The 12,157-nt window shown below is 59.9% G+C and carries 11 protein-coding genes; 2 read left to right on the top strand and 9 right to left on the bottom strand.

What is annotated here, in order from left to right; translation table 11 throughout:
* Positions 1-4 precede the first annotated feature (4 nt).
* Genes folD through HS122_02270 form a run of 3 tightly spaced genes read right to left on the bottom strand, consistent with a single transcriptional unit; the run spans position 5 to position 2,523 of the window.
* Positions 5-883: a bifunctional methylenetetrahydrofolate dehydrogenase/methenyltetrahydrofolate cyclohydrolase FolD gene (gene folD, locus HS122_02280; GenBank protein MBE7537226.1), complete on the bottom strand. Its 879-nt coding sequence runs from the start codon at positions 881-883 to the stop codon at positions 5-7.
* Positions 884-898: 15 nt separating this feature from the next.
* Positions 899-1,726: a hypothetical protein gene (locus tag HS122_02275; GenBank protein ID MBE7537225.1), complete on the bottom strand. Its 828-nt coding sequence runs from the start codon at positions 1,724-1,726 to the stop codon at positions 899-901.
* Entirely contained in the window at positions 1,723-2,523 is an 801-nt protein-coding gene (locus tag HS122_02270) for an rRNA pseudouridine synthase (protein MBE7537224.1), read from the bottom strand. The genes HS122_02275 and HS122_02270 overlap by 4 nt, the downstream gene beginning before the upstream one ends.
* A gap of 177 nt (positions 2,524-2,700) precedes the next feature.
* On the opposite strand from HS122_02270, the gene HS122_02265 reads away from it, so the two are divergent.
* On the top strand, positions 2,701-4,287 hold the full coding sequence (locus HS122_02265; GenBank protein MBE7537223.1) for an arylsulfatase: 1,587 nt from the start codon (positions 2,701-2,703) through the stop codon (positions 4,285-4,287).
* Between the two features lie 181 nt (positions 4,288-4,468).
* Positions 4,469-5,092 (top strand): HAD family phosphatase, encoded by a 624-nt coding sequence (locus HS122_02260; GenBank protein ID MBE7537222.1) that lies wholly within the window; start codon positions 4,469-4,471, stop codon positions 5,090-5,092.
* Here HS122_02260 and HS122_02255 read toward each other — a convergent pair.
* The 6 genes from HS122_02255 to HS122_02230 all read right to left on the bottom strand — a co-directional run bounded on the left by HS122_02255 (position 5,089) and on the right by HS122_02230 (position 12,094).
* The gene (locus HS122_02255; protein MBE7537221.1) at positions 5,089-7,887 is read right to left on the bottom strand and encodes a response regulator; all 2,799 of its coding nucleotides are present in this window, start codon (positions 7,885-7,887) and stop codon (positions 5,089-5,091) included. The two genes, HS122_02260 and HS122_02255, sit on opposite strands and share 4 nt — an antisense overlap.
* Before the next feature lie 47 nt (positions 7,888-7,934).
* Positions 7,935-8,327 (bottom strand): hypothetical protein, encoded by a 393-nt coding sequence (locus HS122_02250; protein ID MBE7537220.1) that lies wholly within the window; start codon positions 8,325-8,327, stop codon positions 7,935-7,937.
* Entirely contained in the window at positions 8,324-9,583 is a 1,260-nt protein-coding gene (locus HS122_02245) for a tetratricopeptide repeat protein (protein MBE7537219.1), read from the bottom strand. The genes HS122_02250 and HS122_02245 overlap by 4 nt, the downstream gene beginning before the upstream one ends.
* A gap of 5 nt (positions 9,584-9,588) precedes the next feature.
* Positions 9,589-10,161: a hypothetical protein gene (locus HS122_02240; protein ID MBE7537218.1), complete on the bottom strand. Its 573-nt coding sequence runs from the start codon at positions 10,159-10,161 to the stop codon at positions 9,589-9,591.
* Between the two features lie 207 nt (positions 10,162-10,368).
* The gene (locus tag HS122_02235; GenBank protein ID MBE7537217.1) at positions 10,369-11,538 is read right to left on the bottom strand and encodes a response regulator; all 1,170 of its coding nucleotides are present in this window, start codon (positions 11,536-11,538) and stop codon (positions 10,369-10,371) included.
* A 37-nt stretch (positions 11,539-11,575) separates the two neighbouring features.
* The gene (locus tag HS122_02230; protein ID MBE7537216.1) at positions 11,576-12,094 is read right to left on the bottom strand and encodes a chemotaxis protein CheX; all 519 of its coding nucleotides are present in this window, start codon (positions 12,092-12,094) and stop codon (positions 11,576-11,578) included.
* Between the last annotated feature and the right edge of the window lie 63 nt (positions 12,095-12,157).

Below are 12,157 nucleotides of genomic sequence, written 5' to 3'. Positions count from 1 at the left end.
GTGCTCAACCCGCTTTTTTTCTAAGGCGGTAGGCTTTGACCGTGTTCTTCATCAGCATCGCAACCGTCATTGGCCCCACGCCTCCGGGAACCGGGGTGATTTTGGATGCGAGCGGACTCACGCTTGGAAAGTGGACGTCCCCAGTCAGGCGATATCCCGATTTTTTTGTGGGGTCGGCGACCCTGTTGACCCCTACATCGATGACGACGACTCCGGGTTTCACCATGTCCGCGGTCACAAACTCCGGACGTCCGATGGCTGCGATCAGCACATCCGCCTGGCGGGTGATCGCCGGGAGATTTTGTGTGCCGGAATGGCAGATCGTAACCGTTCCATTTGCGCCGGCCTTCTTCTGAAGGGCGAGCAGCGCCACGGGTTTGCCGACGATAAGTGACCGTCCAAGGACGACGACATGTTTGCCATTCAGGTCGACATCGCTGCGCCGCAGCAGTTCGAGAATGCCGGCCGGCGTGCAGGAAACGAACCCGGTGTCGTCCTCCTGTGCTATCTTCCCGAGGTTGATTGTATGAAAGCCGTCGACATCCTTCTCCGGAAGCACGCGGCGGAAGATGGCCAGCTCGTCGATCTGTTTGGGCAGGGGCGATTGGACAAGAATGCCATCCACCGCGTCATCGGCATTGAGTTCGTCGATCAGGGAGGAGAGCTCAGACTGGGAAATGGTTTCAGGCGGGAGAATAACCCGGCCGGTTATGCCGATTTCGGCGGCGGTCTTCTCCTTCTTGCGCACGTAGGAAACGGATGCGGGATCCTCTCCGACGCGGACGAGCGCGAGGCACGGTTTTCGTCCGGTGAAGGCCGCGACCTCGGCCTTGAGCTCCTCAACGATTGTACTGGCGACCCGGTTGCCGTCGATGATTTCCATGGAGCAGGTTCGACGTCACTTCAACTGAAGGCTCTCGACGACAATGACGAAGTCCTTGCTGTTTGGGAGAGGCTTGGCGGCGCCAAAAACAGAGATGAAGCGGTCCGCATATTTTTCGATCTGTTCGGTCTGGAGCAGACGTGACACATCGAGATAGGCGAAACGGGTTCCGGATTCATCCGTGAGGGCCCAGTCGTAGGGACGCCGTGGCTTGAATGGACTCCGGGTGGAAACAAAACGCCCCTGAAAAGTCCGAGGAAGCACCCCGGCGCTGCTATCTGACAAGCCCACAGCGGGTGCCGCTGCGCCGGGTGTGGATGTTCCGTAGGCTGCCGGTGCGGTGGGGGGCGGTGCCACGGGAGCAGGGGAAGGCGTGCCGGGTGCGGGGGCCCGGGTTCCAACGGGCACGGCTGCTTCGGGAAGCCGGGCTGTGGGGAGTTTGATGTAGCCCGTCAGTGTGCGGTTCATCCTGAGTTTGGTCCAACGGCCATGGAGCCCTGTGATATCCAGAGTTTCGCCTGCGTTGGCCAAGGCGACGATTGGTGCCGTTGCAGAAGGCTCGAGCCGGAGCTCGGCGCCGGGGCGGACATCGAGTGACTTTGTGATTTCCTTGTTCTGGACGAAGACATCGTGCGGACCGGTAACCTCGATTGCCAGCCAGCCAGGGGCGGAAGCGGCACCGGCGACGGGCTTCAACTCGGTGCCGGCGGCGAGTGTGGCCAGTTTGGCGGACGTTGCATCGGGCTTGATGTGTGCGGTGGTGGCGACGCCGAGCGGAACGGCCACCAGGGCGCTGCATGTCGATGCCAGGAAGGTCGCAAGGAGGATGGAATGAAGCTTCATGGGCTGGATGGGTGGGATACGGCCGTCGATTTGACAGCCGATCGGGTCGGTGGTGCGGAGGAAACGGTGAAGAGTGATTCGATTTCCTTCATGGAAAGTTGTCGGCCTCCACGCAATGGGATTCCCTTGAGGGGAAAGGTGCCGATCTGGTAGCGGCGAAGCCGTTTCACCTCATAACCCAGCGCCAGGAAGAGCAGGCGAATTTCCCGCTTCTTTCCATGGTGCATCCAGACATCCAGGTTCTCCGATGTGTCGTCACGGGCTGGATTGACCAAAGCCGCGTACTCGACGCGATGGCGTTCGCCCTCGATCATGACGCCTTTGCGTAGTGTGGAAAGGCGCCTGAACGGGAAGGGCTCGGCCAGCCGCACCTGGTACCGTTTGACGATCGTGTTTCGCGGGTGCATGAGGCGATTGGCCAGCTCGCCGTCGGTCGTCAGGATGACGAGTCCCTCGCTGTCCTTGTCGAGACGGCCTGCGCAGAAAAAGCGGAACCGGGCGTACTGTCGCGGCAGCAGATCAAAGATCGTGTCAGGGTTCTGGGGATCGTCATTGGAGCAGACCAGGCCCCGAGGCTTGTGGACTGCGAGTGTCATCCGTGGCTGTGGCGACGTTCGAACCTGTTTTCCGCGAACGACGATCCTGTCGGAATCGGGATCCACCTTCTGGCCGATGGCTGCCGCTTTTCCATTGATCCAGACCTCTCCGCCGGCAATCAGCGCCTCGGCCGCACGACGCGAGCAAATCCCTGCATCGGCGAGGAACTTCTGCACGCGGACTGTGGGCAGTTCAGACATTTGCCGCCCATCGTGGCGTCAAACGAGCCCTCAACGCAAGGCCGGGAATCATGAAGATCCGCAATCACAAGGCATTGGTCAGCCGGGAGCGCCTGAAGATGCACGGAGTCTCCCACACGGGATTCCAATTTGATTCCGCAATTGTCCACACGCGGTGACAGGCACAATGTTCTCCACATGAAGCTACCTCGATTCCTGCTCGCCTGCTGTCTGCTCTCCTCAACGGCACTTGCGGCCGAGCGTCCCAATGTCCTGCTCATCCTCGCGGATGACATGGGGTTTTCCGACCTGGGCTGCTATGGTGGTGAGATTGCGACGCCCAATCTGGACGCACTCGCAGCGGGAGGACTGCGCTACACGCAGATGTACAACACGGCGCGCTGCTGGTCGTCGCGGGCGTCCATCATGACGGGATACTATGCGCAGGAAGTGCGGCGGGATCTGGTGGCCGGCGTGAAAAGCGGTATGAAGGGCGTGCGTCCGGGGTGGGCTGGACTGCTCTCCGAGCTGCTTCGGCCGTTCGGCTACAAGAACTACCATTCAGGCAAGTGGCACATCGACGGCAAACCGCTCGGCAGCGGCTTTGACCACAGCTTCGACGTGACGGCCAACACGAATGACAATTTCAGCGCCGAGCACCACACCCTCGACGGGAAGCAGATTCCGCAGAGGGACAACTACTATGTGACCACGGAAATTGCCACGCGTGCGGTCGATCAGCTTCGTGAGCACGCCGCGAAATTTGCGGATCGCCCGTTCTTCCAGTATCTCTGCTTCATCGCTCCACATTTTCCGCTGCAGGCACCCGCGGCTGACATCGCGAGGTATCATGACACCTACAATGTGGGCTGGAATGTTGTTGCGGCGGAGCGCTACGCGCGACTCACCCGCATGGGAATCACAAACAATCCCGATCCCATGATGGAGAGGGATGTCGGTCCCCCCTATGACTGGCCCGACGATCTCGCCAAGCTTGGCCCCGGAGAAATCAACCGCCCGCTGCCATGGTCGGAACTGACGGATGCCCAGCGCGCATTCCAGGCGAACAAGATGGCGATCCATGCGGCGATGGTGGACCGCATGGACAGGGAAATTGGACGCGTCCTCGAGCAGATCAAGGCGATGGGCGCAGAGGAGAATACGATCGTTCTCTTTGCCTCCGACAATGGAGCAAGCGCGGAAATCATGGTGCGTGGAGGTGGACATGACCCATCAGCCGCACCCGGATCGGAGCACACCTTTCTTTGCCTCGGACCCGGCTGGTCCAGCGCTTCCAACACGCCGTTTCGACGTCACAAGACGTGGGTGCATGAGGGCGGCATCTCCACCCCGTTCATAGTCCGCTGGCCCGCGGGGATCCACGAGCGAGGCGGGTTGAGAACGGCACCCCTCCATTTTGTGGATGTTGTTCCGACCATTCTCGACCTTGTTGGCGCACAGAGATCCGCGCCATGGAACAATCTCCCCGTTCCACCGGCGCCGGGAGTGAGTTTCTCGGCCTCGTTCGATCACAATATTCCCGCGGTTCATGTCAGCGATGGGCTTTGGTGGGAGCACGAGGGCAATCGGGCGTTTCGTCTGGGTGACTGGAAGATTGTCGCCGTGCCGGAGGGGCCGTGGGGGTTGTACAATCTGGCGAATGACAGAAGTGAATCACACAACCTGGCTGCGGCTTTGCCTGAACGGGTTCGGGAGCTTGCAGCGCAATGGGACAGAAAGCTGGCGGAAATCCGCGCGCACGCGCTGTCCGACTATCATCCCTGACGGCTCGTCAGCGGCGGAGATAGGAATGGAATCCTCGAGGCTTCCGTCGATGCTTCTGTTGTCCCGATTACAGCCCATGCACGCGTGCCTTCCGTTTGCGGTTGCTCGAAGTTTTTGAGGCGGCAATCGATGCGATTGCCGTTTACGAGTGAATGGTGAACCGGCTTGCTGGTGAGCCAATATGCAGCTTTCAATCCCTCCGGGGGACTTTTCAGGATTCATCTTCGATCTCGATGGCACGCTGGTCGACTCCATGCCGGTTCACTACCGGGCGTGGGATGAGGCGATGCGGCGGTGCGGCCTGGACCGTAAGCTCGACGAGGACTATTTCTACGAATTGGGGGGCGTGCATACCCGGCAGGTTGCAGAGCTTTTTGCAAAGCGCTACGGTCTGACCATCGATCCCGATGAGGTGACCGAAAGGAAGGAGTCACTTTATCTTGAATTGATGACCGATCTCAAGGTGATCGAGCCGGTGGCGGAGATCGCCCGCAGGGAGGCGGGCAGGAAGCCAATGGCGATCGCAACGGGCGGTACGCCGGAAGTTGCCTATCCGTCCCTAAGGGCGGCGGGGCTTCGGGAGTTGTTCCCCATCGTTGTCACTCCGCGCGATGTCGCGCCCGGCCGCGGAAAACCCGCGCCTGACATGTTTCTGCTTGCGGCCAGGCGCATGGGTGTCGACCCGGGGCATTGTCTTGTGTTTGAAGACGCGGAACCGGGCATTCAAGGGGCGGTTGCCGCGGGCATGTCGTTTGTGCGGGTGCCAAGCCGGCAGCATCCGGCTGGCGGCATGCCGCCTGGCTAGGTGCGTGCCGGCTCCTTCGATGCGAGATCGAGCGATTCCCGCACTTTGCGTGCGAGGCTGGTCCGGGTGAACGGCTTTTCGAGAAAACGGGCGCCTGCGTCCTGGACGGCCTGAAGGATCTTTGAGTCGCCGACGTATCCGGACATGAAGAGAATGCCGATTCCCGGAAAAAGCCTGGAGAAGCGGTCCGCCAGTTCCCGTCCACCCATGTTGGGCATGATCACGTCGGTGAGAAGGAGATCGAATGGCGGAACATCCGGATGCGAGCAGTAATCCAGCGCATCCGCTCCGCTTGAAACGGCGTGCACCCGGTATCCTATGCTCTCGAGAATCGCGGCCGTCACTGTGCGAATCGCCTCGTCATCCTCGACCAGGAGAATGCGTTCCGTGCCTTCGAAAACGACGGCGTCGTCGTCGGAAGCGCGTGGATTTGTCGAGGCGGGCAGCTGCGGCAGCAGGACCAGAAAGGTGGTGCCCTTTCCCACGACGCTCTCAAAGGAAATTGATCCCTGGCAGCTCTTGATGATGACAGCGCAGGTGGCGAGTCCAAGGCCTGTGCCGCGGCCCTTGGGCTTTGTGGTGACAAAGGGTTGGAACAGACGCGGCTGCAGATCCTCGGGAATTCCGGTTCCGGTGTCGGAGATGCGCAGTTCAACATAATCGCCGGCGCCCAGTCCGTGCGCATTGCCTTCCTCCAAATTCCGCGAGCCGATGTCGATCGTGATGCTGCCTCCCTGGGGCATGGCGTCGCGGGCGTTTATGCAAAGATTGATGACCACCTGGTCGAACTGGTTCCGGTCGGCTTCAAAATGAACCGCGCCGGCGGCGGGGTTGACGACCAGATTTATGTTTTCGCTCAGGAGCGAACGCAGCAGATCCCTGAGGTCCGTGATGATGTTGTTCAGATCGAGAACCTCCGGCTGCACAATCTGCTTGCGACTAAAGGCGAGCAGCTGGCCGGTCAGTGAACTGGCCCGCGCCGTGGCCTTGAGAATCTCCGCGGCCCTCGATTGAAGCTCGGGCATCGCCGCGAGATCCTCGTGGAGCAGGTCTCCGTAGCAGCGGATGGCGGTGAGTAGATTGTTGAAGTCATGGGCCACGCCACCTGCGAGGATGCCGACCGCCTCCATTTTTTGCGACTGCAGCAGCTTTTGTTCGCTTTCCTCGAGCGCCGCGCGCGCGAATTCCCGCTGATGGACGCTGCCGAGTATGTTGGCGATGCCATGGAGGAAGTCGATTGAGTCCCGGGCGAACGTCATTTCGTGCTGGCTGAGCGCGGTCAGGAATCCGAAGGGACGCTTGGTGCTGGAGATGGGAACCGAACAGCCGGAAACAACTCCAAGAACGCCATGCAGCGAACGCCCGGGGAAGTGTTCGGGCTGTTCCGCGAGAACATGCCCTGCGGCCATCAGCGCCTCGACGCGCACCTCCCCGACGGAAAGAGGGAGGGCGGAAGATTCGAATCCGTGTCCGGCAATCAACCGTATGGAGAGATCCGTGGGTGAAAGAGACAGGACCTGGCTCATATTCACCCGGAGTGTTTCGCTGATCAGACGTGCGGCTTCGCGCACGATGTCGTCGAAGGGGTGCTGGGCCAGGGCGAAGCGACCGAAGCCGGCAAGCGCCGCCTGCTTTATTGCACGCTGGGTGAGGCGCGCCTCCGCCTCGTGCTGGTCGTTGATGTCGATGCAGGAGCCAATGAACCCGATCAGTCCGCCCTCCGAATTGTAGTTGGGGGAACCGTTGTCAATGATCCATCGGTAGAGTCCATCAAAGCGTCGCAGCCGGTATTCCACCCTGAAGGCGCGGCAGGCGGAGAAGCTGTTCTGGTAGATCGCGCGAACGCGTGGACGATCCTCGGGATGAACGGACTCCATCCATCCCTCACTGTTTGCTTCGGCGAGGCTGAGGCCCGTGTAGTCGAGCCACGGCCGGTTGCAATAGGTGCGGGATTGATCGATCCCGGAGATCCAGATGAATGCTGGAGCTGAATCCGCCATCGCCCGGAAACGCGCCTCGCTGTTCCGGAGGGAACTCTCCGCCACGTGTCTGTCGTTGGTGTCGTGCCCGGAGGCATAAACGAGGTTTTCTGCGCGATGCATGCGCGCGGTCCACGTGACATAGCGGGAGGCTGAGGTGCGGCCGATCATTCGGACCTCGCATCCGTCTGCGGTTGCCTCCGCGTTCCTGTTCTGGCCGGACAGCGAACTCCACCATCCGAGAAATGCGCTTCGGTCGCTGGGATCCACGAAGTCGCCGAGAGGACGCCCGATCCATTCCTCGCGCTGGTAGCCGAGCTGCTGGCTCCAGGGGGGATTGGCCTCAACCAGGATGCCCTCTTTCGTCAACACGCAGACAAAACTCGGAATGAGGCGAAAGAGAATCTGGTGCTGGCGTTCCAGTCGACGATGTTCACGGCGGAGGCGCTGGCGATCGAGGGCGGAACGAATGACCGCAAGCAGACGTTCCGGACGATCCTTGACCACGCAGTCGGTGGCCCCCCGCCTGATGCATTCGACCGCACGATCCTCATCGTGGGTTTCTGACAGGACAACGAAGTCCGTTTGCGGCAGACGTTTTCGGACCAGATCAATTGCATCCAGCGATTTGAGGTCACCGAACTCGTGGTCGCACAGGACGAGACCCGGCCGGAGGTTGTCGATGGCGTCGATGAATTCAGCGCGCGTCTGGGTGCGCACGCACGAGGTGCTGTATCCCGCATCCCGCAATGTGGACGCGACAGACTCCAGGTTGAGTGAAGCGTTCTCGTGAACCAGGATTCGCGCCGTGGGCATGAGTGGAAGGAAAGCGGCCCGAACAGCCTGCGAAATCAGTCAGGACGTCAACGATGACTGTCGTAGATTTTCTGCAAAACAGACGCAGGTGGTGAAACGGGGGCGCTCTGCTGTCGGGGGCTGCCGAGGCTGTACCGAAGGATCAACTGTTCATTTTCCTTCTGCAGGTGCAGGATCTGGAGAATCCGGGTGCGCGCCTTTTCCACGATTTCCCGTCGTTGCTTCCGGCTGGCTGTGTCAGCGGGAATGACGGAAGACTCGGGCGCCTTGATGCGAACAAGACTTTCGTCGAGCCTTTTGAGAAGACCCTTTCGACGTTCAACCAGGTCGCGATCAGGAGCCTGGTGGGTTTCCTTGATGCGGCGGTTTTCCTCAAGGGCGAGTTGGTGAAGCTCGTCGCAAAGCTGCAAGTGATTCTGGAGGGGGTCGTGCGAACTCATGTCTGCGGTGATGCAGCAAGAGTAGTGGCCATCTCAGGGTGCTTAGGCGAGTCGGAGGTTTGGAAAAAGGAATTGAGCTGACGGTCGGCGGTGTCCTCCCAGTCAAGCTGCTTCAACCGCCAGGCGGCCATGCTGGCGAGTTCCGCAAGATCAGAGCCTGGCGATGAGCCGTCTTTCGGTGTCCCGGCATCCTTGACGACAGCCTGGAGGTATTCGCGAGCCTTGCCCACCGAGCGCAGTCGTTCATAGCAGAGGGCAATCTGGTAGAAAACGGGGAGTCGCCACGACGGCTCATTGCTGAGTGCGGCGAGACCAAGATAGATGGTGAGAGCGCTTCCGGCGTCGCCTTGTTCGTAGAATTCGTTTGCGAGCTGGTTGCCCGTCTTGCGCTGCCAGTAAGCCCAGCGTTTGGGATCCTCATCCGTGCGACCGTGCTCGGTTTTCAGGAGTTCAAGCGCGGCGACGAGCGACTCCTGATTGCGATCGAGCCGGCGCAGCGACATGGAGAGCAGGTACCGGGCCTCGGGGGTGTTTTCATCCAGGGAGTATTGTTCGAGAAAGGAACGCAGGCTTGCGACGGCCTTTTCATACTCGCCCGCGCGATAAAGGGCGAAGGCTGATTTGAAACTCGCCCGAGCCTGATCGGCCGGTGCGAGGTCCAGGAGCTTGAGACGTGAGAAATACTGGGCGCTTTCCTGATAATCTCCGGCGAGGAAATGAGTTTCAGCCACTTCGAACTGGGCTGTTCGCGCAAGTTGCCGGTACAGTTCCTGGCCATTCTCGGGAAGCTTCAGCGTGGAGTTGATCACGCTGTAGAACCGGGCAATCGCGAGCCGATAGGCCCCGAGCGCACGGTGCACACGGCCAAGTTCAAGATAGACTATGGGGAGCGCATTGTCTGATGGAAACTCCTTCAACAGCTTCTCGTACACGGCCGCGGATCGCGTGAGCTGATTGCTTCGGCGGTACATGCGAGCGAGGCCGAGGAGGGCGTCGCGATCCTGCTCGGGAGTCGCACGTGCCGCGAGAACCTGCCGGTAGGCGATCTCGGCGGAGTCGTAGTCTCCCTGGGAAGTCTTGGCGTCCCCGATGCTCTGAAAGCTCCTGATCTCGGCTTCGGTGATCTCTCCCGGCTTTGGTGCAGCCGCAATGTAGGGGGCGGCGGCCGCCTCTGGGATGCCATCGTGACCCTCGGCCGCAAGACTTGCGCAAGGTGCAAGGATCGCCACCAGACAGGGGAACAGGAATGAGCGCATGCAGATCATCGTTGGCGATAGGTGGCGGAACTCGCCGGCATGGGGGCGGGAGCCGGCGCGGATTGCACCGAGCCTGGGAATTGAAAGTACGGGAGGACATCCTCCGGGCGGACCTCACGCTGAAGGTCGTCGTGAAGGATGGCGACTGGTGGATGGCTGGCGGGCGATCGGGAGCCTTCGGCTGCCGGCTCGGAACCCGTCGATGCCTCGCTCGATACGGCGGGCAAGGCGGCTGGAGGGGCGGTCACAACGGCGGCCTCCTTGTTTTCCGCAGCAACTTCCTCAATGACGCCACCGGGCCGCGGCGGCGCACCTGCAGCGAGGCGGAGAGTGGGATCAGTTGGAGGTGGTGTTGCCTCGAACCTGAGAGCCGGGGGGAGGATGACCGCCAGATAGGGTGAGCTGACAGCGGAGGACCTTTCAGCCCAGCCTCCATCCGAGGTGAAGGATTCTGATCTGACTCGCTGCGGTTGCGCACGGGCCGCGCTTTCCGATCCAACGATCGCGAACAGCGTCAGCGCAACGCAGCGCGAAAGGACCAGCCCGTTCGCGTGAGGCGATGAGGAGAGGAAATTCATGAGAGACAGAGACTTTCCGTTCGCACGGAAAGACGGCATCTAAACCCGGGGTTCTCATCGGCATTTTCCACTGTTTCTAGAGGAGAAATCATGGCTAACGGACATCTATTGCCCATGGCTTGCCGAAGTGCGGCCAATAAAAACCCCGTGCCGTTCAAGGCACGGGGCTCGCAGGGAGCCGCGTCAGCGACGCGGCAAGATGGGATTTTATGCTCCGACGGCGGCGGGCTGTGCGGAAACTGCACTGTTGGAACGTGAAAAGCCGTTCCTGGCTTCCTCCATGGTATCGACGAACGTCCAGGCCTTTGTGTCCTCGAAGCCCTTGCATTCGCTGATGATCTGGCTGTTTCCGACAAGCAGGTATTGCAGTCCAAACTCGCGGCAATGCTGAATCGCCTGAAGGAGCGCCTTGATGGCGATCATGTCCAGGCGCCTGAGTTCACGCAGATCGAGAACCACCTTGCAAATGCCTCCATCCACCGCCTCGGACATCTTTGGTTTGAGGTATGTCAGCATTTCATTCACCGCAGCCTGTGAGGCTACTTCCGGCATCTTGAGGACAAAGACATCCTGGTCGGTTGAAAAGTAGCGCTGGGATGTGTCGAGGTTCATGGCCTTTGACATCTTCGCTTCAAGTTCCGGGATGTCCAAGGGCTTGGTTACGATTGAAGTGAAGCCCACCTGCTGCGCCTGCTGCTGCGCATGGAGTTCGGTCTTCACCACCAGTCCGAAGACCGGGGTATACTTGGTCTTCACGTTCGTGCAGATGAGTCCGAAAAGTGTGAATGCAGAGTCGTCGGGAAGCGAAAGCGATATGATGACGAGGTCAGTCTGGTTGCGACTGCAGAAATCGATCGCCTCATTCGTGGTGGCAACCCCGGTGATTTTCCATGGGGTGTGCTTCAATCCCTCCTGTATCTGCTGAACAATGGCCGGTTTGTCCTCCACAACGAGAATGGTCGCGCTGTCCAGTATGCTCTTTGCCTTGAGCGGGCCCTCACAGAGAGGTTTGAGGTCGATGACGCGTCCGACTTTTTCGACCAGAACCTCTTCGCGAAACGGCTTCACGATGTAATCGCGAACGCCGATCTTCGCGATCTTGAGGACATTGTCACGCCCTCCTTCGGCAGTGAGCATCATCACGGGGATCGCCTTCAGGGTCGGATCCGACTTGAGCTTCGTCAGCATCTCCACGCCGTCCATGACAGGCATGGTAAAATCCAGGAGGATGACATCGGGCCGCTCCTTCGCGGCCGCAGCCAGACCTTCAACTCCGTTGGATGCCTCGATGATCTCGCAATCGAAGGTCCTGAAGGCCTTCTTCACGATGATTCGCACGGTCTTGGAGTCGTCTACGGTTAGGATTTTGTAGCGCATGGAGATGTCGGTCGGCAAAGGTGCACTTCAAATCGGATCAAGCCTCGGTTTTCATGAGAAGATCCGTGATGAGAGAGTGTGATCCGATATCAAAGCGATAGGTTCGACGGGTGACGGTACTGGTGGGTTCGATCCTGAAGTTGCTGCCGCGCAGAATGGACGGAATCGTCAGTTTGCACTGGATGCCGCGATCGCTGAGCTGGTTCTTGAACGTCCCAACGGTCATGTTGGTCAGTTCCCCGATGGCATCGTTGATCGCCTCATCACCATCTGACTCGAGCTCCTCACTCGTGACACCGAGCAGATGCGCGGCGGCGTTGGTGGCGAAATCCGATCCAAGGAAAAGGTAAAGCAAACCATCGATGTCGCCCAGGAATCCAACGGTGCCAACCACCTGCGGACCATTGATCGCGGCCGCAATGCCGCCCGGCTTTCTTGCATCTATTTCGCTGTGAAACACGGTGGATAGATTGAGCATGGTCCGCATGACTTCCTGCACGGCGTGTGTCATGGCTGTGCGACACAGCAGATCGCTGATTCCTTCGGTTGTAGGCATGCGGACGGGAGCGTGTGGATTACCGGTGTCGATACCCTATCGGCCGTTTATTCAGACTATTAA

Source organism: Opitutaceae bacterium (assembly GCA_015075305.1).
Taxonomy (GTDB): domain Bacteria; phylum Verrucomicrobiota; class Verrucomicrobiia; order Opitutales; family Opitutaceae; genus UBA6669.
This window is presented reverse-complemented; position numbering and strand designations above follow the sequence as displayed.